A 25015-nucleotide genomic window follows, 5' to 3' on the forward strand; every position below is an offset into this window, starting at 1 on the left:
TTTACAATAAATGAACCTTCGGTACAATGAAAATATATGATTGTACAGGAGGAAGCAAATGATTATTGGTTATGCACGCGTATCTACGATTGATCAAAATTTAGATCGGCAAATCCATTCACTTACTGAATATGGATGTGAAAAAGTCATTCAAGAAAAATTCACTGGAACAATTCGAAAAAGACAAGGTCTTATAAATTTGTTTGATGTGATAAGAAAAGGAGATACTGTTGTAGTTGAAAGTATCTCACGTTTAGGACGGAAAACATTAGATATCCTAAGTATTATCCAACAGTTCGAAGAAATAGGAGTTCAATTTGTATCATTGAAAGAGAATATGGATACAAGAACGCCTACAGGTAAGGCTATGTTGCAAATGATGTGTGTCATTGCAGAATTAGAAAGAAATTTGATTGCAGAACGAGTGAAAGAAGGATTAGAAGCAAGTAAGAAACGTGGAAAAAAATTAGGTAGACCCAAATTAGAAAAAGAAAAACTCTCAATTGCATTACGCATGTATGACAGTAAAGAATACTCTATTAAAGAAATTGTAGAAGGAACTGGTGTATCACAAGGTTCTCTTTATCGAGCAATTAATCAACGAAAACTCGAATAAACACAGAATTAATAACCCTCTAAGTTTTCTATGCACCCTCTACATATTAAAGAGCCAATTTACTCTTAACGGGGTAAATTTCGGCTCTTTTTTAGATAAATTCTCTTAGCGTGGTTTTTTTCCGAAATGCTGGCGGTACCCCATGCCCATCAAGCTAAAATTTTGAAGTGCCCCCAAGACGAAAATTTTATTGTTTTACCGTTATTTATGAGAATTCAACTCATTTTCTTCGTTTTGGGGAGCTACCAATTTCTTAAGTTAATGGATGTGGGGCGGTATCCCTACTATTTTAATATTTACCTATCCGATTAGAACGAGGTAATTATCGAGCGAACTTATTTTTTTGAAGGGAAATGGAAATTTTATGTTAAAATAAATATACAGATTGTGGAATGTTGTACTTGAACTGATGAAGAAGTTTAGTAGAACAAGATTTTTAATAAATTCAATAGACGGAAAATTTTAAACATATCAAATTCTAGGAGGGACAAATGGAAACAAAATTAGGTGTAAAAAGTGAAAACAAAATTAGTGATATAAAACCAATTACATTGTATCTTTTCGTATTTTACCTCGCTTGGACTTTTAAAGAATTATGGTTAGCAAAATATATTCATTTATTTGGCGATACTACTGCAGCTTTTTTGACTGCGTTAATTAAGATTTCCATTTGGATTGTTCCAACTTGGTTATACATAAAATATTATTTAAAGACTAATCCAATTGGCTACTTAAAAATAAATATCAATGTGAAAAAAGGATTATTTTTTGGGGTAGTTCTTTCATTGCTACTTGGTTTATATTTTGCCTTTGAAACCTATATGCTTAATAATCAAACATTTGACTTCACATTATCTTTCAACAACTATCTTAATGCTATTCTTTTAGTAGGAATTACAGAAGAGATTGTATTTAGAGGATTAATTCTGCAAGAGATTAGTAAAAGATTACCTTTTTGGAACGCCAATCTTATCACAGCTTTCTTATTTTTAGCAATACACTATCCAATCTGGATTTATAACGGGGATTTTTTAAATTTATGGAGTCAAATATATGTTTTTCTTCTTGGATTAATTTTTGGGTTTGTGTTTAAAAAGACAGGTTCGTTATGGTCGGTTGTTATATTGCATTCATTTCATAATTTTTTTGTTAGTATCACTTAAAACAAAAAATACATAATTTACTTTCCACAACTTAAGTGTGCATCTTGTTTAAAAATAAAATTAAACACACCGAAAACGCTTGGAGATTTCTCCAAGCGTTTTGATAGCATAGTTAAACCATTTATGTGGTTCAGCTCATCAAGAAAAAACGAATTTGTATCCATAAAACGAAAAAAACGCTATTCTTTTTGTAGAAATATACAGAAAGGATGGCGTTTTTTGTATGAATCTATCGATTCAAGATGAGTTTCATTTGTTTGCTGAAGAACTAGAGCGATATCTATCTCCACATATTCTTCAACAACTCGCACAAGAGGTAGGTTTTGTAAAACGTAAAAGTAAGTATGGTGCACGAGATTTGGCTGCCTTATGTATCTGGATTAGTCAACAGGTAGCAAGCGATTCTCTTACTCGATTATGTAGTCAGCTTTATGCAAATACAGCTACACTTATAAGTCCAGAAGGACTTAATCAACGTTTTAACCGATGTGCTGTTTTATTTCTACAACGTGTATTTTCCCTTTTAATCAAAAGCAAATTAAACGATTCGTCTCAAATCTCAAATCAATACACCTCTTATTTTCAACGTATACGTATTTTAGATGCTACTATTTTTCAAGTACCCAATCATTTAGCTTCTATTTATCCTGGTTCAGGAGGATGTGCACAGACAGCTGGTATTAAGATTCAACTAGAGTATGATTTACATAGTGGGAAATTCCTCAATTTTCAAATGGAACCAGGTAAAAATAATGATAAAACCTTTGGTACAGAATGTTTGGATACCTTACGACCAGGAGATTTATGTATCCGAGATTTAGGATACTTTTCTCTAAAAGATTTAGATCAGATGGATCAACGAGGGGTATTCTATGTTTCACGGTTGAAATTAAATAATAGAGTATATGTGAAAAATGAATCTCCAGAATTCTTTCGGGATGGGACAGTAAAAAAGCAATCTTTATATGCTTTACTTGACCTTGAACATGTCATGCATCAGATAAAACCAGGAGATACTTATGAAATTCAGAATGCCTATGTTGGACAACAAAAATTACCCTCACGGGTTGTAATATATAGACTCACATCAACTCAAGTTCATAAACGTAGGAAACAGCAAACTTATGTTGAAAAGAAAAAAGGGGTTACATACTCTGAAAAAAGTAAACGTTTAACAGAAATCAATGTTTATATTACCAACATCCCATGGGAAATTGTTCCGATGGAACATGTTCACGAGATTTACTCTCTACGTTGGCAAATAGAGATTGTATTTAAAACATGGAAATCTCTTTTTGGTATCAATCATTGTCACAATATTAAGCGAGAGCGTCTAGAATGTCATCTTTATGGACAGTTAATCGCTATTTTTCTTTGTTCTTCCACTATGTTCAAAATGCGACAGCTGTTACTACAGAAAAAACAAAAAGAATTAAGTGAATATAAAGCAATTTATATGATTCAAGATCATCTGTACTTAGTATATGAAGCTATACAACAAGACACTCAAGAAGTATCAAAAATTTTTCTTCGTCTGTTTGACCTCTTACAGAAAAACGGACGGAAATCCCATCGATATGAGAAAAAGACAGTTTTTGATATTTTAGGCGTTGTTTATCAGTGCACTATATCCAATATAAATAAAAAAATTGCATAACTTTTAAAAATAAACCTTATTAAGGTTTATTTGGAATGCGTATTTTTAAAAACAAATAAACAAAATATCAAGCATGTAGGCAACAAGAACGGAAGTTCATGGAATACCCAACCTTAGCTTGATGGGCATGTGGCGGTACCCCTTTAGGTAGTTAGGGTTTGATATACTAACTTAAAATAAAAATGTTGAGTAGTTCATTTTTATTGTACATCAATATATCTGAATTAAATATGCAATTTTGCATCTAATACATATATTATCATTAAGAGTATGTTTTATTAGATCAGTATTTCTCAATAACAACAGCTACACATTCCATTTACATTTATTGTATGTAAGGCGTATGCTAGATTTAGTTGTAATAAATGGAAGGGAGCTGTATTTTTGAACAGAAAATTTTTTTCTTCAGTTTTACTATCGTCACTTTTGTTTTTAGGAGTAACTAGTTCAGGAGGAGTAGAGGCTTCTATGATTACACAAATAAAGTATAAACAAGGCGGAGCAAAGTACATATATACAAATGCACCAGAAAGTGTATACGATAATCCAAATATGGGATCAAACTTTGAAGCTGGTAAGTATGCTTACTACACAAATGAAAGAATATTAGAAGCAAATCAAGAGTATAGTGCTGAATTTTTTAATCGAAATTATACTGGAGGTCAATTGAAATTTGGATATGCTATACACAATGAAGATCGTCAACCGCAAACTATAAGAATTAAAAATAGTGCTGTAAATGCAGCATATCCAGTTAGTTCTGATGGTTCATGGGATATAATGGGCATTACATCTAGTACCATAGTTCAATATGGAAATAGTAACAATGATCAAGTTATTACTATTCCAGCAGATGGGCATGTATTTATATTAGAAAAAGATGTAGAAGATACTTTTGCAGTTAATGGAAAAATTAAGTTTATTCCGAACGCAAAATTAACCCTACGTCAATTTGTTTCAAAGAAAAAACCAGATAGACAGTTCTCTAGCCCAGCAGAAATTTTTGATCCCTTAAAAACAACACAGGTTAAAAATTATAATAAAACTACTTCAACTGCTAATTATAATTACGATGAAAGGTATGCTGTTATTGATAATGTAACAACAAGTACCTTTTATGTAGGTTCAAAGACAAGTAAAGCCTATCCTCAACCTCGTGTTGGTATTAATGAATACGAAGCACCTATATGGTATCTAGAAAATTCTAACCCGACGCTTGAAGGAAACTATGGAATTGTTTATGATTTTCAATTTAAAAATGCAGCAGGAAAGAAAATTAGAATTAAGCCTGAAATTATATCAGATAATGATAAGTCAACCGATCCAGAGAAATTCCCGCCACTAGCATTTTTTTCACAAGTAACGTACTGGACTTCAGGAACTTGGAAAAGTACAACCAAATTAACTAAACCTGATCAATATCATTATATAACTATTCCAGCAGATCAACATGTGAAATTTATATTACCATGTGGTAATAATGGCAATAACCTTTTTGAAATTATAGAATAATGTTTTGGAAGTTAGAATTAAATAAATAGACAGAGTCATATTGTTGATGCCAATTTAAATAAAAATGTAAGAGAATAAAAAAATCGTCAGTTGCTTTTTAAAAGCGCTGACGATTTTTTGTATAGTCTCATAGCTAGACTTAATTATTAAAAGCTAAATAAATTTCTATATAGTGTAAAATTAAAGAAATTAAATAGGAATTGGGGACTATAGTTGTTTTAAAGGGATTGAGGTGGATCTAATTTCATTGAATCTATCATAACTTTAATATTTTTCGAATTACCTTTAACAGATAGTTTCACTTTTTCAATTTCCAATGTTTTTGAAAAATCTTCATTTCCTATTGAACCAATTAACTGATCTAATTCATTAGTCCATGTAATGTTAGCAGCTTGAATCATTGCCTTAATTGTAGGTATATCTGCATAGCCAGTATACATAATTCCATCAATTACTTTTCCGTTTTCTCCTAACATGACACTTACCCATTTCATATCTTGATCTGATTTATCTACTTCTTTAGGGTAATAAAACCTATATGTATTGGATTTCTTTTCTAGTTCAAGATTAAATGGAAGAATTTCAATACCTTGTGTAGATACAGTACTCTTAATTTTATTATAGTTTTTTAAATATTCTTCTGCTGTCATATGTTTAAGTGCAACTTTTTCTTTTGCATCCACTGGTTCTTTTTCGGGTGCTTCTATTTTGTCGAGAGTATCTTTGTGTTCTATATTTGTGCAACCTAAAAGGCTAGCCGCTATCAGAAAGGTTCCGAGTATAAGTATTTTCTTTGGCATAAAAATCTCTCCTTAAGTGATATAGGAAAAATGCCGAAAGAGTTGATATCCTTAACAATTTCGGCATTTTCAAGTTTGGATACTTAATGTTTTTTTATAACGAAAAAGAATCATTTATATGATCTAATTGATTTAAGAAAGAACAGTACAATTAGTCCTGAAATAAATAATAAGACCCCATTTATTAATAAGATTAATGGTGGACCATAAATGTCAGCGAAAAATGAGGAAATTGCTAAAGCGACTGGCGATGCAATACTTGTAAGAGAACCAAGTGTTCCAAAAGTCCTTCCCTGTAACTCAGGATCTACCTCAACTTTAATAATCACATTGACAAGCAATGTGCAAAATGAAAAAAGTATTCCTAAGAGGAGAATTAATGGTACTGCATAAAGAACAGATGGAGCAAAAGATAGCCCTACAAAGATGGGAGCTAGTAAAACCATACTAAGGATTATCCACCAACCCCGTCGATGTAACTTATTATCAAAAAAGATAATAATGCCTGCGCCTAACATATAACCTATTGGAATGCTAGATTCAATTATCCCAAATTCAATTGGATTTGCTTTCCACACTTTTACAGACATTACTTGAATAAGCATTAATGAAGCAGTGAAAAATGTGATTAAAGTAGGCGAGAGTATAATAACAGATTTAGCAAAAGGGTTCTGCCATATATACTTGAAGCCTGCAACAAGGTCCTCCTGAAATGAATTTTTGATTCCTGTTTTTTTTGTAGAATTAGGAAACTTTCCACTTAATAACACTAAAATAGCGGATAACATAAAAGTAACTGCGTCAACTGAGATAGCAATGCTACCACCAAATGCTGCAACTACAACTCCTCCTATTGCTAGCCCCGAAATACGAGATACATTATCTGCTACATTTAATACTCCAGTAGCTTGTTGAACTTTGTCTTTTCCTACAATATCAACTAAGGAAGCATGGAATGCAGGAGACTGAAATAATCCTGCACAAGAAGTAAGAGCGGTTAAGATAATAATAAGAATAAAGGGGGTACCGGGTATTGCAATACAAAATGCGATACTTAGTATTAAAAGACTTCTTATTATATCTGTTATCCACATTAGTTTTCTGCGATCTACCCTATCTGCAACAGTACCTGCAATGGAAGAAAACAACATGCTCATGACCATATGAGTTATGGCAATTGTAGACATTAATTTGGCACTTCCTGTTGCTTGTAGTACCCAAAGGTTTAAAGCAATACTGTGAAATGAATTTCCGAACATTGATAAGGTATAACCTGTAAATACAAAAGTAAATGTACGATTTTTCCATAATGTCTTTTTCGAAGAAACAGCAAGAGCGGAATCTAATTCGACCTGTTGTTGCATAGTATTGTCACCTCACAAATTTAAGTATCTAATTTATAAAAATTTGTTTGCAAACTAATAGTGGTGAACTTTAGTAATCAAGTTAATTAGATGACTAATGAAATGGAATCTAATTGTAAAAGAGATATATTAATATAAGATATTGTTATTTTGAGGTAAAAAAGGTAGGTATGAAATGGATTTAAGTACATAAATGTTTGAAAAATAAAAAGCAATATAAATTGACGATAGAAATCTTAAAATGTAAGTTGATTTAAGTTTTTATGAAATTAAATTACTAGAAAATATCTACTAATAGCATTATCAAATTTGTAGAAGTAAATCTTTAATTTATAGAGAAAATTTTAATTAGCATTTAGAGAGGAACATTTTAACTGTACAATACTGTTTTAAATTTTATATAAGATTTTTACAAATAAAATATTTCTCCAGATTATTTTGAAATTTCTTTACAACTTTTCCCTAGGTTTTTAATATTTGTAAGAGCGGAAGTTATATTTATATTTTATAGTTTATTTTGGAATATAAGATTGGTATTAGTAGTATAAATAGTATTTTTATTAATAATCTAGTATTTATTTTTAATACTCCTCTCCATATAAAGTTTTACCAAATATTTTCAGGTGAATATTACCAAATAAAAAATGTTTTGTCTATATATTTTATTGGGGCTATATTTTGTAAGCTTAATTCTATGTAAGAATTTTCTATATTTATCCTCCCTATATAATGACATTTTTTCCCTTACTTCGACATAAATCAAATGGTACAGTTTATAGGACAAATATAGAACCCACTTGTAGACATTATTTTGTATGAAAAACTGAGTCGAAACATGAGTTACTAGTTAGGGGGCGAAATATATTTTAACTATTTTTCAAATAGTACTTAAGGGTAGAGTTCTAAATGTTTGAAAATAGCTGGTAAATGCTTCTATGGGATGGAGGTTGTCATTTGAAAGAAAAAGATAAGCTTAGGGTGAATAGGAACAACGTTAATTTTTCTAAAGATATAATATATCAAATTGTAACGGACAGATTCCATAATGGATGCCCATCATATATTCCCAAAGGGGGATTATACGATGAATCTAGGAAAAATAAAAAGAAATACTTTGGTGGAGATTGGATAGGGATTATTGAAAAATTAAATACAAATTATTTTACTGAACTAGGTGTGACGTCATTATGGATATCTCAACCAGTAGAAAATATCTTTACTCCAATAAATGATTTGGTAGGAAGTACTTCATATCATGGATATTGGGCTCGTGATTTTAAAAGAACAAACCCTTTTTTTGGGACATTTGAAGACTTTCAAACCTTAATAACAACCGCTCATGCAAAAGATATAAAAATTATTATGGATTTTGCACCTAATCACACTTCGCCTGCATTACATGATGATGCGACCTATGCTGAAAATGGTAGATTATATGATAATGGATTATTACTTGGTGGATACGATAATGATTACAATCATTATTTTCATCATAATGGTGGGACAGATTTTGAAGAATATGAAGATGGAGTGTATCGTAATTTATTTGATCTTGCAGATCTAAATCACCAAAATATAGCTATTGATTTGTATTTTAAAGAAGCTATTAAACTATGGCTAGACCAAGGAATAGATGGTATACGAGTTGACGCAGTAAAACACATGTCATATGGCTGGCAAAAAAGTTGGCTAAATTCAATCTATAATTATAGACCAGTATTTATTTTTGGTGAATGGTATATCAATCCAAATGAGTATGACCATAGAAATGTTCATTTTGCAAATAATAGTGGTATGAGTTTATTAGACTTTAGTTTTGCTCATAAAGTACGTGAAGTTTTTCGAGATGGAATGGATTCCATGCATGGGTTACACAAAATGATTGAAGAAACATATCAAATTTATAATGATGTAAATAATCTTGTTACTTTTATTGATAATCATGATATGGACCGTTTTCACATTAATGGACAAAGTAAACGTAGAATAGAACAATCATTAGCATTCTTGTTAACTTCAAGGGGAATACCTTCTGTATACTATGGTACAGAGCAGTATATGGTTGGGAATGGAGATCCTAACAATCGTGGTCAAATGGAATCTTTTGATGTGAATACAGATAACTTTAAGATAATACAATCTTTATCTTCGCTTCGTAGTTTAAATTATGCACTTCCATATGGAAATACCAAAGAAAGATATATAACGGATGATATTTATGTATATGAAAGGTACTTTGGAAGTGATGTGGTATTAATAGCTTTGAATCGAAATTTAACAGAAGGATATGAAATAAAAGATGTTAAAACAATTCTTCCTTCTAGAAAGTATAAGGACATATTGGTTGGCCTTTTAGATGGTGAAGCAATTAGAGTTGAAAATAATAATATAGATTCATTATGGCTTGGACCTGGGTCAGTACATGTTTGGCACCATAAAGGAGTAAATAGTATACCTTTAATAGGAACTGTGGGACATAAAATGACAACAGTTGGTCAAATAATTTGTATTGAAGGATGTGGCTTTACTTCTAAAAAAGGATCAGTATTATTTGAGGAAAAAGAGGCGGAAGTTGTTTCATGGTCACATACTAGTATAAAAGTAAAAGTTCCAGCAGTGAACGATGGTAAATATGAAATTACTGTTGTAACAGATACAGGAACTAGGAGTAATATCTATAAACATGTAGAGGTCTTCAATACAAAGCAAGTTTGTATTCGATTTGTTATTGAAAATGGATATGAAATACCAGAGAGTGAAGTTTTTATAATGGGGAATACATATTCATTAGGAAATATGAACCCATGCAAGGCAGTAGGGCCATTTTTTAATCAAATAATGTATCAATTTCCTACGGGTTATTTTGATATAAGTGTTCCGGCTGATACCTTGCTTGAATTTAAATTTATTAGAAAGATCAATAAAACACTATTGATTGAAGGCGGAGAGAATCATAAGTATCGGACCCCGAGCTTTGGAACTGGAGAAGTGGTTGTAAAGTGGCAAACTGCAGAAAAAACTATCTTGGTGGAGTCTTAACTATAGGGGGCTACTTTTTTTACAATTGTAATTAAAATGAAGGATAAGGATTTAAAGCTAAAAAATTTGAAGAGAACTGTATTAATGCAAGTGAAAAATAGAAAGTTGGAGGTTACTATGGAACGGGCTTCTAAAGTGATTACGATTGAAAATTTTCATTCTGAAATACTTGAGAATAGTAGAAAATTATTTATATATTTACCACCTGGTTATGAAAGCAATTCGTACCAAAAGTATCCTGTATTATATATGCATGCTGGGCAGCGCTTGTTTGAGCCAGTAATAAAAAATGATGAATCATGGAATGTCCACAAGACGACTGATATGCTAATTTATGAAGGTAAAATTCAAGAGATAATAATAGTAGGTATAGCACATAAAAGAATCATAGAAAATAATGAGTTTTGTCATTTCATTTCACCAGATAAACATATAGAATGCTCAGGGTTATTATATGAAAAATTTATAATCAATGAGGTGAAACCTTACATTGATGAAAATTTTAGAACATTGACTAATGCTGAAAATACAGCTCTAATAGGATCATCAGCAGGTGGTTTATCAACTTATAATATTGGTTTCCGCAATCCTGAAGTGTTTGGGAAAATTGGGATGTTATCTCCATTCTTTGTGAAAGTTGAAGATGATCATTCGGAATTAAAATTATATGAAATGTATGAAGGAAAAAAAGACTTAAAAATATGGATGGATATAGGTAGTGCGGAAGGTTTTTTCTTGGTAAAACATGTGAGAGATATTGCAGAAACTTTATTGGAAAATGGTTACAAATATAGAGATGATTTAATTTTTTATCAGGATCCAAATGGTGCACATTTTGAGAAAGACTGGGGAGAACGTATGCATCTACCATTAATATATTTCTTTGGAGATGTTGGCAATATAGTTAATGTTACATTAGATGGTCGAGATGTAGTTGGATTAACTGGAATGAAAGTGAAAATTAATCCAATTGTTACGTACGATAGTGGTTTTGAAATGAGTGTTTTAGATGGTGTATTTTTAGTTGATAACCCAGACGTGCTAGAGGTTATGGGGGATGGAACAATTATACCTAAGAAAATAGGAGAAGCCGAAGTTACCTTTGTGACACAAGGTGTAAAAGGAATACCTAAAAAATATAAGGTAATAGAAACATTATCAGAATTTGTAGATGTTTCTGTAACAGTCGAAGTACCTGAAAATACACCAGTTGGTGAACGAATTTATATGAGTGTAGGCATGATACTAGATAGAATAGAAAAAAATCGTTTTGCAGGGAATTTTAAAGTGCCAAGGGACCTTGCATGCAGGTTTAAGTTTTCAAGAGGCTTTAGGCTCTTTGAAGTGGATAAATTAGGACAACCTATTCCAAATAGAAAATTTAAAGCTACTAAGGACTTACAGTTGAATTATACTGTTGAGAACTGGATAGGGCTGTAAAAATATAAATATGGGGTGAGTGCTGTAGTGAAAATGAAAGAATTAATTCCAACTTTTGATGTCCCTTATTATTATTCATGCTATATACCAATTCTTCACGATAAATTAAAAAGTATGGGTAGCGTTAGTTACATGAGTTTAATAGCGAATGAAGAGTTATATAGTATACCATCATATCGTATGGATACTATCACATCGATACCTTCTGTAGCAAGATATACACAGTTGTTAGAATATAATCAAACATTTCGTATGGAGAAACATGTATATTCTAATTTCGAAAAGGGGCTTCAATATATAAAAGAATGTTTGAATCGTCAAGAAGTATTTATTGCCTTAGGAAGCACCTTTTTTCTACCATATAGTAATGATTATTTGAACCCCAAATTTATAAAAAGTCATATAGATGTCCATACGGATAAATATGTTACAGACCATTACCTCGCAATTAAAAAACTTACAGAAGATAAAGTATTTGTTCAAGATCCAGTTCCTAATAAATTTATGGGTGAGATATCAATGGAGGAGTTCCATTCTTTTTGGAAAGGAGGAAAGGCTATACCTGAATTGGCTCAAGCAAAAGGTATAGAAAGGATTTCACCTTACTCATCAATTGATGTAATTATACAAGAAAAAATAAGCATGGAAAATCTTAGAGATATTTTTTTAAGAACACTAAAAAAAATATCAAGTGAGTATGTTCGAGGTTTAGTTATGCAAAAAAACAATAAGATATATTATTTTGGTAAGATTGCAGCCCTGGAACTTAAAGAAAATATAAATGAAGATTTTCATAAACAAAGAAATATGTTTCCTTTGTATTTGAAATGTTTATTTGATATGAGATGGAGTAGATATTTTTTATATGACTTACTTATAGACATGAATGAGTTATTTGAAGATAAATTTATTCATGTTACTAGTGAGTTAATGGATATAAAACAATCATGGGAAAGACTGTATAAGATTGCACATATTAAATTATTAAAAAAAGATAGTAACTTAAGTGATCTCGAATCTTTTAATTTGATAATGATGGATATTATTAATAGAGAGTGTGTCTTACATGAGAATATTTTATTTCTTCTGCAACATAATTATAGCCTTCAGTCTTGATAGGGAAAAGATAATTGAGAGAAGTAGAGTAAGGCTACTACGTACACTTACGAACCTTACCAGTAGTTGAATAAGTGTATTCAATGTTCATGTTATACAGTACTACAGTTGCTGAAAGGAACTCTTCATAGTAAAAAGATGATTCATAAAAAGGAGTGTATTTACTTGGAAGATACAAATAAAGAAAAAATTATTCAAATCGTATTGTGCTGTGTTGAAGAAGTGAATGAAAATCTTGAAAATAAAATTGATCTTGAAAAAGGAGTGAAAGCACATCTTTATGATTGGGAAGGGTATTTAGATTCGTTAGGATTGGTATCTTTACTGGTAAGTATTGAACAAGGCTTGGAAGACGAATTGGGTTTATCAGTTGATTTGGTTAATTTAGATACAATGTCGCAACATAATAGCCCATTCAAAACAATAGAAACATTAGTTGCGTATATTTTAGAATGCCAGGAACAATTAAAATCACTGACATGACAAAATATTAAAGGAGAAAATTTAAAAGGAGGTTAGGTATGCATATTGATTTTTTATTTGAAAGATTTGAAATGAATAAAGAATGCGAAGCTATTGTTTGGGAGGATAAAACTTACACATATGAGTGGTTTCTAAATCAAATAAAGATTTATACAAGGGAGTTAAATGAACATAGAAAGATGGATTATACAATAGTCTCTTTGGAAGCGGATTATTCTCCATACTCTATAGCAATGTTTTTAGCACTTATTGAATTAGGATGTACTGTAGTACCGATATTAAATTCATTGGTTGACAGTAAGAAGAAAGAATACTATGAAATAGTTGAATTAGAAAATGTAATTAAAGTTGAAAGGGCAAGCTTTGAAATAATCAATATACAAAGGGATTACATTCAAAATGAATTATTATTACAACTGAAAAAGTTAAAACATCCAGGATTAGTATTGTTTTCATCTGGTACAACCGGACGTAGTAAAGCAATTGTACATGATTTTACATTACTTCAAAAGAAGTACAGTGTCGCAAGGAGTGCAAAACGTGTTATACCATTTATGTTATTTGATCACATTGGAGGAGTTAATACTCTATTCCAAATTATTTCCAGCTCAGGGTGTTTGGTAATTATTGATGATCGTACCCCAAATCGAGTATGTAACATGATTGAGAAACATCAAGTACAAGCTCTACCCGCATCACCAACTTTTATAAATCTACTTATACTGAGTGAGGTTTATAAAAAGTATAATTTAAATAGTTTGCAGACCATTTCTTATGGATCAGAAGTTATGCCTGAGGCTACACTAAGTAAAATAAACGAAATATTCCCTCATGTTAAAATTACACAAATGTATGGGTTGTCAGAATATGGAGTTTTATATTCACAATCTAAATCGAATGATTCTTTGTGGATCAAACTAAGCGATAAGAATATTGAGTCAAGAGTAGTGGATGGAATGTTGCAGATCAAATCAATGTCTACAATGATTGGCTATATTAATGCTCCAAGTCCATTTACTCAAGATGGTTGGCTTATGACAGGAGATATGGTGGAAGTAGATGAAGATTATATTAAAATTTTAGGAAGAAAATCAGAGATTATAAATATTGGCGGAGAAAAAGTATTTCCAGCTGAAGTTGAAAATGTAATACAGGTAATGGATGGAGTAGAGGAGGTTGCTGTTGTTGGTGAAAAAAATGCAATCACAGGGCAAATGGTTAAGGCTGTGGTTAAATTAAGTACAAATGAAAGTGTAAGTGAATTTAGAAAGCGATTAAGAGAGTTCTGTAAAGATAAACTACCATTATATAAGATTCCACAGAAAGTGGTATTAACAACTGAGAAAATGCATACAGAGCGTTTTAAAAAAGATAAGAAGGTATTTATGTAACCAAAAGTTGAAGTCCTTTTATACAATAATTTAAAAGTAAATTATAAATCCCTTATATTTTGAAAAAACTTTTTCAAAATATAAGGGATTCTTTTTATTTTTTTCGGATCTAAATTGAGTAATTCATATAAATAAGCTTCATCGCGAAATAAAAATTTACGTGTTAAGGAGAAACTTTATGTTTATAGAGTTTGTTGTTGTTTATTATTACGATTCGATAGGAGTTTATCTAATGATATAGATTGGCTGTTATTTACTACAAAAAATAAAGAAACAGCCAATAATAATAAATCAAATTCATACCCTCCTATAAATCCTTGATCAAATTTCACAGTAATAATAGCTCCGACTATAAGTAAAGAAAATAAGGTTGAAATAATTCGTGTACCAAGCCCCAGAATAACTAAAATTCCACCCACTAGTTCAAGAATTGCTACTGGATATGCAAGCCAATCGAATATTCCTAGGCTGTTGAAGAAATTTTCCGTATTATGAATGCCATCTTGAAATTTTGTGAGTCCATGAGCAAAAAAAGTTAAACCTAATACTAATCTAATAATGAAAAAACTTAACTCATTTTTGTTTGACAATTGATTTTCCCCCATTCAATGATTTTGAAGTACGGTTAGCCATAGATTTTTCCTTATTCTAATGATCTATATATGATATAGAATTAAAAAACAGTATATTTTTTTGTTTTTCAACTTTACTACTTGATCACTTCTTGTTTAAAGGAATAAGGTTCTATCCCTTTAATATGTATTTCAATATCCTGAAGTACTGTATTGTTAATCGATCCTTCAATCATTCCAAATGTCTTATTTAGGATGTGACCGGCACTTTTAAACCCAACATAATGTCCACGAACCATACGTGGAAAACATGCATGAAGAAGAGGTAAACTAATAGTTTGACAGATAGAATAATTAATAACTTTTGAGAATAAATTCCATTTTATGATGTGGGATTCCTATCAATTAATACTCGTTAAAAATTTATAAAGATTTGATTGAATTTTAGGAAAATAGAGGCTGTTATTGGAAATCTAACTAAGGATAAAGTTATGGATCAATAAACGGATTATTAAGGATGTAAAATAACGGATGAATAGCAGAGAGATGAATGCGAACGAAAGAAAATCTTGTGGATCATAAAGAATTTTAGAGCTAGAGGTATAAATAACAGTACAGATAAAGTTGAAGAAACCTACAAAAGGTTATATTAAATCTAGCTAAATGATGAAAGCCCTGCAGGGGATGCAGGGCAAGACTAAGGGTATTGAAGAATTGTCGATTCTAAAAGTAAAGGACTTCTTGGAATGCTATAAGTTTAACACATAATATTTAAAAACTTTATATATAGATGTTACAGAAATGTGAATATGAAAAACTCAGATAAAAATCATGAAAAAGTTGATGATCCATAGAAGCTATAAGGGATTATGTTTGTAAAATTGTCTTTATATAGTTAATAGAAAAGGCTTTTGTTGGTCTTAATATCCGGGAATCTAGTAGAATGCACTGCCTAGTAGACAGGTTCCTGGATATTACGATGCGTGAAAGCATTAAAAAAGCCCGTACAGAAGCACAGGCCGGTTGATACACATATCGGTAACTAAATATTAACAGAAATACTTAGTAAGTACTATTGAAAAAATAAAAAACTGCTTTCCCCCTAAGACGGTTTGAAGAAAACACATATAATAAAGCACTTATATTATACCAAATGTTTTCTCCTAATTAATATATAGTATATATTAATCATCCAGCAGAGGTGCTTTTTACTTCTTTTATAGAATTTCACATTAAACATATATGTATACGCATTGCATTGTTACTACACGCTCAGGAATAGTAATAAAAAGATGATACCAATAAAACTGTATAAAAATAAAAAGAATCCTAATAGGGGTAATTCTTTATGAAAGTTGAGCATGACAAACCTCCTTGGATATATAGAATATTTTAATATATTGTTGGTCTATTTAAAAAGAAAAACATAACTTGGTACATTGGATTAGAGGATATCTATATGTATAGGTAGAATCTAATTATCTGGTTCACATTTTAAACCAAGGGGTACAAATTCGATGCGACGTGAAAAGGATTTGTTGAAACAATGGAAGGCGGATTTGCAAGCTATCCAAGAAGAGAAAAGGCTGAAGAAGAAGTCTAAGAAAAAGAATAAGAAATATAGCATTCCTGGTAATACAGCTGACTTCATGAATGGAAAGAATACTTTTCGTAAAGAGAATAGGGTATGGAAGCAAAGAAATAAATAATGTGAGGATAAATGATTTTGATTAAATGTATAGGAATTATAGTAGGCGCTGCCTTGATTTGGGCGGCGTCTTATTTGTTGTTAAGGAAAGATAACAAAACAAACAAATACAATGAACGAAAAAATACCTGAGACTATTGCCACAGGTAGGCATGTACAGCTAGTAAAAACAATTCTATTAATGTACTATTTTAGATGTTGATTTAATTCAGTGAGATTCGAAATTATAATGCCATGATTTGAAAATGAGTTCAAGAGTGTTTGTAAATTCAAGCAGCTCTATAATCTTTGTTTTTAAGCTTCTTTCTAATATCAATAAATCCTATAATCATTATTGCCATGCATATTAAATTGAGCCAACGAACCCCCTGGTAGAACATTAAACCAGAGAAGAATTCATAAGCGTATAATAAACCGATAATTGGGAATAGCCAAGTCATAAATTTCAAATCTTTTAGATGAAACTTATAATTATTAATCTTTTTCCACATAAGTATCAACTCCTATTTTCCTGATGTTCTGTAGTCTTTCTTGATAATATCTCGCATGTTTAGGATAAAGAATAGAAGGAAAACCAAGGCTATGATTCCGTTAACCCAGTAGTATGTATGTCCTGCTGTGAATCCAGTGTAGAAAGAAAAGGCATTCCAAACTAAAAGGATTGTTGAACAGATAGTAGAGATTAATAATGAACTAAAACTCCTCATGATTGTCACCTCGATTCAAAATGTTAGTTGTTATTTATAATTATACATACAAATAAATAGATTTAAAAGGGGAGGATATAATAAAATAATATAAAGGAATCACTGTGAGGCGAGAAATATGGATAGGTAGCGAATACGCTGTTTTTTTATTTTAAATAGAAAAAGGAATCTCAAAAGATTCCTTTTTCTAATTCCGATATATCTTAATCGCATATAAGTAAAGACGTGAAATATTATATAAAAATTTAAAAATGTGGACAAGAGAAGTTATACAAATGACATTAAATAGTATGTATGAACATAGTAAAGGGTTACGTGTATATATTGTTAACCATATTGTTGAGATAACACCAGAGAGTATAGACAGCCCAGATATAACATTTAAACAAAAAATCTATGTTAACTAAAAGTAATAATCTCCTATCACAATGTTTGATGGGAGGTTATTACTTTTCTGAAGATGAAATTAAATATCTTTATTATTCCTAAGAGTGCGAGAAGGATATTGGAATAAATCTACTGCGCTTGAGGTTTTACATATATTATTGAAGGAAAAATATAAGATGGCAGAGGAAGATGTATTAGTAACATGTGATACGAAGTGGGCTGTTGCAAATGGCTAATTAACGCCCTTACATAATTTTTGGAAGAACAATCCGTTTCATATGTTGCATGACTACAATCCCAAAGTATATACAATAGAAAAATGGGAAGTCATAAAGAGGATGAGAAGAAAGAAACGAGTTAGAAATAAAAATACACCTAGTTAATAGGTGTATTTTTTAGACTTGAAAACCACTTATGTAGTAGAGATTTCTCTCGGGTACAGTGTATCACATTAGAAAACATGCGTATACATCATATTTGTTACGTAAAATGGATTTCTTTTGGTATACGATTCATTTAAAATTTAATTTGATCGCCTTTTGGGAACTTAGATACCTTCGCCAGGTTCTGTATTAGAAGGAGCCCCGCCATGGTCCCCATCTGCTTCTAGTTTTGGAGCTGGATAATGTCCATGCGTATCTTGTATCGGAACAGGTGTTTCCCTGCAGTTTAAAGCAGGAGCTCCACCAGTATGACCATGAGATTCTAGCGGAGGAGCGATTAAATCTGCATGAGTCTCTTTTTTAGGAGCCATTCCTTCCCCGTGTGTATTTGTAAAGGAAGGAGCCCAAGTATCTCCTTTGTTGTATGATGAAATAGGAGGTCTTCCGTGATCATAAGCAGGAGCCCATGAATCCCCATGCGACTCTAATTTCGGAGCAAAAGTTTCTCCATGTTCAGCTTTTACAACTCCGCCATCTCCAATGTTTACACCAAAAAGACCAAAACTAAAGACAGATAATCCTACAATCGTTAATCCAAGTTTTCCTTTCAAACTATACCTCTCCTTTTTGCTTTGTTTTTGCTATTTTGTCTAAACGTGGTAGATAAAATGAAACAAATTGTAAAAAATTACCAAATCCATACGGTATACGACTAATTCTGTGTAAGATTTTGTAAAACCTCACTAAAAATAGAATTTTCTAAAAATTATTTCGGCAAAAATCAATGTTCGTAGGAAGTTGTTTTTTAGAAGTGCCAATTTACTTGAAAAAGGGAGAGTGATCCACTGTAGAATCCAAGTAATTATTTAATTGACCAAAAGTGTTAAGCAAAAAAGAGCATCTAACATAAGTTAAATACTCCTTATTTTAAGACTATGTTCAGTTATATCTCTAATGGAATAGTTATCACTAAAATTAACAATAACAGAAACTTTTTGATGTTTATTGTTTATGACATGTCCATGCAGATAAATTTCATGTGTTCTATACTCTTCTGATGGTTTAATTGTTTCGATTACAATATCGAGATTTCTTTCTTTTTTGAAGTAACCGATAGTTACTAGTTCAGCAGTCTTTTTTACTTCTGGCCATTCCTCATTGTATTCTTTTGGAATGAAATGAGCTGACGCCAAAAGTATAAATACAATAGGGATGGTAATAAAAGCTATACTTATAATTCCATAGCGTAATAAGTTTCTTCCCATTAAGTGACACCTACCAATGATGTTGTATTAAATATAGTCAATAGTCTGTATAATAAACCAAAATTAACCAATTTACTATCAATTAAGGTGACAATAGTATTACAAATTTGTAAGGTTTATCAGGTAGAGAAACTAATGAAAAGGATATACAATCGTTATTTTTCAGCATATCCTCTTCGGAATTTATCAAATACTTACTTGAATGTCGTTATCTCTATATAGATATTTTATTTGAACAAAAAAATGACCCTTCAATTGAGTAAGAGTCCTAAAAGTAAAGAAAAAGTCGTATATGATACTACATAAAATTGTTTTTTATTATAATATTTAACCATATAGTTGTCTATAAAATAATGTGCGGAAGAACTGACAAACATACTATTTGCAGATGAAAAAGTCCTAGAATGGACTAGGACTTTTCTACTGAACGATGCGATTTATAAAAAGAATATAATTAATATATTATAAGAATGTTTCATAAATGCATCGAAAAAGTGAACATTTTGTTATTCGAATCTAAGTTGAAAACCACATATTTAAGCATGTAGTTTAATAAGGAAAGAGGAACTTAAAATCTGGTGAATCTCCACCAATATCGTTTAATTGTCCAATGTAAAGGTGAAAGGATATTAACGAAAAGGCCAATTTAGTAGGAAGTAAATTTAAAAAGTCCTGTATTTTGACAGGACTTTCAAAAAGGGAACAACAGTTAACAACTGAAGGTATCTTTATATTACTATTACTGGTAGTTTTGTTCCATGTGTTATGTGTTGAGAAATAATCTCCTATGAGATGAAAAAAGTAACCAATAAAGTTAAGTGACGAATTGATGTAAAAAGGATATTCGGACCTGTAAGTAATGGATATGAAACATATAGTTATAGTCGAGAAAATGAACAGTTCATAAGCTAGAAAGTTTAGCTTGCATATAGCATATGTTGTAAAGAAAGGGTGGGGATGAAGTATGGAACGACTGAACTGGGGCATCGAGGGGTTAGTATTTGTGGGCTGTACGTTTCTTGGCGCGGGAGTGGGATTTATGTTTGGGAGCGCCCAAACTGGGTGGCTGATAGGGATGGGCGCTGGGTTTCTTGGTATGGCTTTGACGAGATGGATTGGAAAATAATATAACAGGTTTACTTTCTTCAATAAATAAAGCGATAGGCACATAAGAATGTACTTACATAGAATTTCAAAAAGAGACACCAAAGGGCGTCTCTGCATACTTACATTTCCACTTTAATTATTACAATACCCTCTTAACATACATTTAGAAAAACGATTTGGATATAAAGCAATAAGCATTCCGTAGGGGCTTCCTTTCCAATAGCGTTGTAAGGGTGTCCGTAATTTTTGTTTTATGAGCCATCGTTGACTAAATACGTTTAATAGCTGTTTTTCATCCAGTTTTTCTTTCTCTTCAATGGTCCATCTTAATGCTTCTAGTGCTTTACATTTGGACCAAAAGCCAACTGGTGTAACTTTAAATTCCCATTCTTTAAAGCGACCTGAATATAAGTCGTTTATCATTTTAAATGGACTATTTCCCCACATTAATTGACATGGAGACGCTAATCTGTGAGTCTTTAGAAACTTTATACTGTATACATCCAGTATTTGTTCGGGCGTTAATTTTTCTTTTTCTTCAATGGTCCATTTCAATGCTTCTAATGCTATTTCTTTTGTCCAGAAGTTATTGGGCGTCATGAGAAATTCCCATTCTTTAAAACGACTAGGGTACAAATCGTTAATCATTGCAAACGGACTACTATTCCAGTACATAGCCAGAGGGGCACTAAGTTTGTTTTTCTCCAACCATTTTTTACTGTATACGCGTAAGAGCTTTTCGTTCGATAAACCTTTTTTTTCTTCAATCATCCATTTCAAAATCGTTAATGCCTTTTCTTTCGTCCAAAAATTTAAAGGAGTCATACCAAACTCCCATTCTTTAAACTCACTTGGGTATAAATCATTTATTGCTTTAAAAGGGCTATTTTCGTATCTATGTTTGAGTAATCCTCGTAATTTATACTTTACAAGTAATTGAGTGTTCCATTTTTTTCTGATGTCTTCCTTATCCCATTTTAAGATAATGTGTAATAAATATGTGATTACTCTGCGGGCGAGCTTATTATCCATATCTTCTTTCCAAGTATTCGGAGGGAATCGTTTCCTTTTTCCATCCAATATTTCTTGATAAATATCTTCTATGGCAATGACTTTCATTGACAATATATAAATCCTCCTACATTTGTATTTATATTTATATTTATACAGTATTAACATTTTAATTAATATATCTATATTATATAATTTAAATGAAATCACCATTAAAAACAATATATAATTTATTTTTTCTAAAAAATCCAATCATTTAACTAATTAATATTTGTTTAAATTTTCTATTTTTTGTTATATACTTAATTAGAATCATTATATCTGTATATTAGGAGTGTATTTTTATGGAGAAGCTTAACAAAAGCGATATTATTCGCAGCGTTCCGCAAAATGGTTTCTTTGGACATCCCAAAGGACTATTTACTTTATTCTTTACAGAATTTTGGGAGCGATTTTCTTACTACGGAATGAGAGCAATATTACTTTACTATATGTACTATTCCATTTCAAAAGGTGGCTTAGGGATGGATCATGCCACAGCTGCATCCATTATGGCTATCTATGGTTCGTTAGTTTACATGTCAGGAATTATTGGTGGCTGGATTGCTGACCGCCTATTAGGTTCAAGTAGAACAATATTTTGGGGTGGCGTTTTAATAATGATTGGTCATCTCATCTTAGCTCTACCAGGAACGGTTAGTACATTATTTATCTCAATGGTATTTTTAGTACTTGGAACAGGGTTATTAAAACCGAATGTATCTAGTATTGTTGGTGATTTATATAGTGAAACAGATACTCGTCGTGATTCAGGTTTCAGTATTTTCTATATGGGTATTAATTTAGGAGCACTATTATCTCCGTTTGTGATTGGAACACTCGGTCAAAAGTATAACTTCCACTTAGGTTTTGGTGTGGCAGCAATTGGTATGCTATTTGGATTAATTATGTATGTTCTTACGAAAAAGAAAAATCTAGGATTAGCAGGAACGCAAGTACCAAATCCTTTAACAGACAAGGAAAGAAAAAAGGTTCTTATACAGTTTAGTATTGGTATTATCGCAATTGCACTAGTTTGTGTGTTAACAATTCCAACAGGTATTTTAACGATTGATCGATTTACTTTACTTGTAAGTATCTTAGGTATTCTAATTCCAACAGGCTACTTTGTCTTTATGTACCGTAGTCCAAAGACGACAGAAGTTGAAAAATCTCGCTTAATTGCTTACATACCACTATTTATCGCTGCTACAATGTTTTGGGCGATTCAAGAGCAGGGAGCAATCATCTTAGCTAGTTATGCTGATCAACGTACGCAGTTAAACTTTGCAGGATTGGAGGTTCAATCTTCATGGTTTCAATCTTTAAACCCTATTTATATTGTTTTACTAGCACCAGTATTTGCTTGGCTTTGGGTAAAGCTGAATTCACGCCAACCAAGTACAGCAAATAAATTTGCTATCGGTTTATTATTTGCTGGTTTATCATTCTTAGTGATGATTATTCCTGCATATATCCATGGTACCGAATCCCTTGTTAGCCCAATTTGGTTAGTCATTAGTTTCCTTCTAGTCGTAATCGGGGAACTTTGTTTATCACCTGTAGGTTTATCTATTACTACAAAACTAGCCCCAGCAGCGTTCTCTGCTCAAACAATGAGTCTATGGTTCTTAACGAGTGCATCTGCACAAGCTATCAATGCGCAGCTTGTGCGATTATATAATCCTGAAACAGAGATTATTTATTTCGGTGTAATTGGCGGAGTATCCATTGTTTTAAGTGTTATTTTATATTTCATGGCTCCAAAGATTCAGGTACTGATGAAAGGGATTAAATAATAGAACTGTGCCAAAAACTTGTTACCATGCAGGTTTTTGTGCACAGTTTTTTAGTGCTTTATCGTATGTAAAACTAGCTCCTTTTAAACGAAGAACAACAAAGGCAATTGATCAGAAGTAAGTCATTTATCGATATGGATGATTAGGAGAGAGCATTTACGGTAACCCCAAGTCGAGAATATTCCGATACTAATATAGTTTATACATCTAACTCTATTTAATAGGTTAGTTTTGAAAGATGGAACTCCTGCATTCGAAAATGATGTACATAAGTTTTCCAAATGGGCAGCTTATTTTTTGTTTTAGGGTTACTTCAATATCTAAGCTAAATCCCTATGGAGCAAAACTAAAAAAAGACGCCAAATGGCGCCCCCAACTTGGGTTAATGAGGTTTTAGTTTTCCAATCTAAAGAAATATCGTATCAGCTCACAAAGAGAGTGTATCATAACATCCAAGAGAAATAATATGCATTCTTACATATCGAAATAAATTTTGTATTCTTGCACTGACGGACAAGGAATAGCAAGATATGAAGCAAATAAGCACTGTAAAAATATCAATTCATAGAAGCGATTAATTTCTGATATAACATGTTTTAATATCACAAAAGCCAACACGAAATGATGATTGCATGATGGCTTTTGTTGTTTTCTTATTTCTTTGTCTCATTGACCCATGTAACGATGTCCTGGATGACATACGCAGGAACATTGGAAGGGGCTTCGTATTCACTAGGGTGACTGAATTCCCCGTCACCCTCCGTGAAGATGTGATTCAATTTCGGATATTCTTTGAACTGAACATTACTGCGGCTTGAAAGCCCTTCTTGCCATCTCGTAAACTCGTCTTTTACAGTTACTTGATAATCACGTGCGCCTTGCAGAATCAGTAATGGCTCTTTTCGTGATTTCGCTTCCTCAACTGGACGCCAACGAGTCACATCATACATGAAATGTGGAGAAGGATAATTATAACCAGCTGGTGGGTGATCTGGATCGAAAGTAGGATCCTTAATATAAGCGAATTGTTTTTTTTGTTCATCAATAAATTCCTTAGGTGCCCCGAGTTACTGATACTGATCAAGGAGCATGTCAGTAAAAGGACGTGCAGGAGGTGCCATTAAAATAGTGCGAACAATGAACTAGAGCTATCCTTTGCAAATACGAAGGAGGGCAAATGGCTAAAAGATAACGCACATCGTGCAGGATTTATCATTCGTTACCCAAAAGGTAAGGAGAATATTACTGGATATGCTTATGAGCCTTGGCATGTACGTTACGTAGGAGATATTGCTGAATATATATATATAAACTAACTTTAGAAGAATATATGAATCTGAAAAAATAAAGAATTGATCTAGTTAGTATTAGTAGTGAGAGTGTTAAAAGATAGGATATATACGCACCTGGCGCAAACGCTATTACAATCTCAGTTGATAATCAAAAGATTAAACGA

21 protein-coding genes and 3 pseudogenes are annotated in these 25015 nt (G+C 31.7%); 14 read left to right on the forward strand and 10 right to left on the reverse strand.

Translation table 11 applies throughout. The annotated features are described in order from the left end of the window. Nucleotides 1–58: 58 nt before the first annotated feature. From NZ044_RS28600 to NZ044_RS28615, 4 genes are all read left to right on the forward strand, one after another. Complete coding sequence (locus tag NZ044_RS28600) at nt 59–616, forward strand: recombinase family protein (RefSeq protein ID WP_340950149.1); 558 nt, start codon at nt 59–61, stop codon at nt 614–616. 491 nt (nt 617–1107) lie between these two features. Beyond that, on the forward strand, nt 1108–1779 hold the full coding sequence (locus NZ044_RS28605) for a CPBP family intramembrane glutamic endopeptidase (protein WP_000448501.1): 672 nt from the start codon (nt 1108–1110) through the stop codon (nt 1777–1779). Between the two features lie 223 nt (nt 1780–2002). Then, a complete protein-coding gene (locus NZ044_RS28610; RefSeq protein ID WP_097946452.1) occupies nt 2003–3436 on the forward strand; it encodes an IS4 family transposase in 1434 nt (477 codons plus the stop codon). A 384-nt stretch (nt 3437–3820) separates the two neighbouring features. Beyond that, nucleotides 3821–4948 (forward strand): copper amine oxidase, encoded by a 1128-nt coding sequence (locus NZ044_RS28615; RefSeq protein ID WP_340950150.1) that lies wholly within the window; start codon nt 3821–3823, stop codon nt 4946–4948. A 218-nt stretch (nt 4949–5166) separates the two neighbouring features. Here the strand turns inward: NZ044_RS28615 and NZ044_RS28620 are convergent, their stop codons facing one another. Next, the gene (locus NZ044_RS28620; protein WP_340950151.1) at nt 5167–5748 is read right to left on the reverse strand and encodes a hypothetical protein; all 582 of its coding nucleotides are present in this window, start codon (nt 5746–5748) and stop codon (nt 5167–5169) included. Nucleotides 5749–5858: 110 nt separating this feature from the next. Next, nucleotides 5859–7112: an MFS transporter gene (locus NZ044_RS28625; RefSeq protein WP_001187351.1), complete on the reverse strand. Its 1254-nt coding sequence runs from the start codon at nt 7110–7112 to the stop codon at nt 5859–5861. 954 nt (nt 7113–8066) lie between these two features. Between NZ044_RS28625 and NZ044_RS28630 the strand changes: the two genes are divergently transcribed. The 5 genes from NZ044_RS28630 to NZ044_RS28650 all read left to right on the forward strand — a co-directional run bounded on the left by NZ044_RS28630 (nt 8067) and on the right by NZ044_RS28650 (nt 14581). Beyond that, nucleotides 8067–10151 carry an alpha-amylase family glycosyl hydrolase gene (locus tag NZ044_RS28630; protein WP_340950152.1) on the forward strand — a complete coding sequence of 695 codons (2085 nt, stop codon included), beginning with the start codon at nt 8067–8069 and terminating at the stop codon, nt 10149–10151. 117 nt (nt 10152–10268) lie between these two features. Then, nucleotides 10269–11591, forward strand: a complete 1323-nt coding sequence (locus tag NZ044_RS28635) for an alpha/beta hydrolase (protein WP_086398650.1) — start codon at nt 10269–10271, stop codon at nt 11589–11591. Nucleotides 11592–11618: 27 nt separating this feature from the next. Beyond that, nucleotides 11619–12707, forward strand: coding sequence for a hypothetical protein (locus NZ044_RS28640; RefSeq protein WP_086790673.1), 1089 nt, complete (start codon nt 11619–11621; stop codon nt 12705–12707). 165 nt (nt 12708–12872) lie between these two features. Continuing rightward, nucleotides 12873–13190 carry a hypothetical protein gene (locus tag NZ044_RS28645; RefSeq protein ID WP_000390268.1) on the forward strand — a complete coding sequence of 106 codons (318 nt, stop codon included), beginning with the start codon at nt 12873–12875 and terminating at the stop codon, nt 13188–13190. A 38-nt stretch (nt 13191–13228) separates the two neighbouring features. Then, complete coding sequence (locus tag NZ044_RS28650; RefSeq protein WP_063549991.1) at nt 13229–14581, forward strand: ANL family adenylate-forming protein; 1353 nt, start codon at nt 13229–13231, stop codon at nt 14579–14581. A 182-nt stretch (nt 14582–14763) separates the two neighbouring features. Here NZ044_RS28650 and NZ044_RS28655 read toward each other — a convergent pair whose 3' ends face one another. Together NZ044_RS28655 and NZ044_RS30930 are read right to left on the reverse strand one after the other, a co-directional pair. Next, entirely contained in the window at nt 14764–15171 is a 408-nt protein-coding gene (locus tag NZ044_RS28655) for a DoxX family protein (RefSeq protein WP_000066508.1), read from the reverse strand. A gap of 119 nt (nt 15172–15290) precedes the next feature. After that, nucleotides 15291–15470, reverse strand: a pseudogene (locus NZ044_RS30930) (hydralysin-2); the annotation flags it as partial. 1200 nt (nt 15471–16670) lie between these two features. Between NZ044_RS30930 and NZ044_RS28660 the strand changes: the two are divergent. After that, the gene (locus tag NZ044_RS28660; protein WP_016090630.1) at nt 16671–16862 is read left to right on the forward strand and encodes a hypothetical protein; all 192 of its coding nucleotides are present in this window, start codon (nt 16671–16673) and stop codon (nt 16860–16862) included. 268 nt (nt 16863–17130) lie between these two features. On the opposite strand, the gene NZ044_RS28665 is transcribed toward NZ044_RS28660, so the two are convergent. Beyond that, nucleotides 17131–17352 (reverse strand): hypothetical protein, encoded by a 222-nt coding sequence (locus NZ044_RS28665; protein ID WP_340950154.1) that lies wholly within the window; start codon nt 17350–17352, stop codon nt 17131–17133. Between the two features lie 12 nt (nt 17353–17364). Next, nucleotides 17365–17568, reverse strand: a complete 204-nt coding sequence (locus tag NZ044_RS28670; protein ID WP_074790762.1) for a hypothetical protein — start codon at nt 17566–17568, stop codon at nt 17365–17367. Nucleotides 17569–18059: 491 nt separating this feature from the next. Here NZ044_RS28670 and NZ044_RS28675 point away from each other — a divergent pair, with 491 nt between their 5' ends. Next, entirely contained in the window at nt 18060–18191 is a 132-nt protein-coding gene (locus NZ044_RS28675) for a hypothetical protein (RefSeq protein WP_257147536.1), read from the forward strand. Nucleotides 18192–18502: 311 nt separating this feature from the next. Here NZ044_RS28675 and NZ044_RS28680 read toward each other — a convergent pair whose 3' ends face one another. After that, the gene (locus NZ044_RS28680; RefSeq protein WP_340950156.1) at nt 18503–18949 is read right to left on the reverse strand and encodes a hypothetical protein; all 447 of its coding nucleotides are present in this window, start codon (nt 18947–18949) and stop codon (nt 18503–18505) included. Nucleotides 18950–19249: 300 nt separating this feature from the next. Further along, nucleotides 19250–19603 carry a phosphoglycolate phosphatase gene (locus tag NZ044_RS28685; RefSeq protein WP_088070564.1) on the reverse strand — a complete coding sequence of 118 codons (354 nt, stop codon included), beginning with the start codon at nt 19601–19603 and terminating at the stop codon, nt 19250–19252. A 1003-nt stretch (nt 19604–20606) separates the two neighbouring features. On the opposite strand from NZ044_RS28685, the gene NZ044_RS28690 reads away from it, so the two are divergent. Next, nucleotides 20607–20729, forward strand: coding sequence for a hypothetical protein (locus tag NZ044_RS28690; protein ID WP_255285307.1), 123 nt, complete (start codon nt 20607–20609; stop codon nt 20727–20729). A gap of 113 nt (nt 20730–20842) precedes the next feature. Here NZ044_RS28690 and NZ044_RS28695 read toward each other — a convergent pair whose 3' ends face one another. Next, complete coding sequence (locus NZ044_RS28695) at nt 20843–21829, reverse strand: DUF4046 domain-containing protein (protein WP_430793822.1); 987 nt, start codon at nt 21827–21829, stop codon at nt 20843–20845. A gap of 236 nt (nt 21830–22065) precedes the next feature. Here NZ044_RS28695 and NZ044_RS28700 point away from each other — a divergent pair, with 236 nt between their 5' ends. Beyond that, nucleotides 22066–23559, forward strand: a complete 1494-nt coding sequence (locus NZ044_RS28700) for a peptide MFS transporter (protein WP_000413411.1) — start codon at nt 22066–22068, stop codon at nt 23557–23559. Between the two features lie 653 nt (nt 23560–24212). Here NZ044_RS28700 and NZ044_RS28705 read toward each other — a convergent pair. Next, a pseudogene (locus NZ044_RS28705) lies at nt 24213–24689 on the reverse strand (alpha/beta hydrolase); the annotation flags it as partial. Between NZ044_RS28705 and NZ044_RS28710 the strand changes: the two are divergent. Continuing rightward, nucleotides 24687–24907, forward strand: a pseudogene (locus NZ044_RS28710) (M15 family metallopeptidase); the annotation flags it as partial. The pseudogenes NZ044_RS28705 and NZ044_RS28710 sit on opposite strands and share 3 nt — an antisense overlap. Nucleotides 24908–25015: the final 108 nt, after the last annotated feature.

It is taken from the genome of Bacillus sp. FSL K6-1338 (assembly GCF_038006965.1).
In the GTDB taxonomy this organism is placed as follows: domain Bacteria; phylum Bacillota; class Bacilli; order Bacillales; family Bacillaceae_G; genus Bacillus_A; species Bacillus_A thuringiensis_S.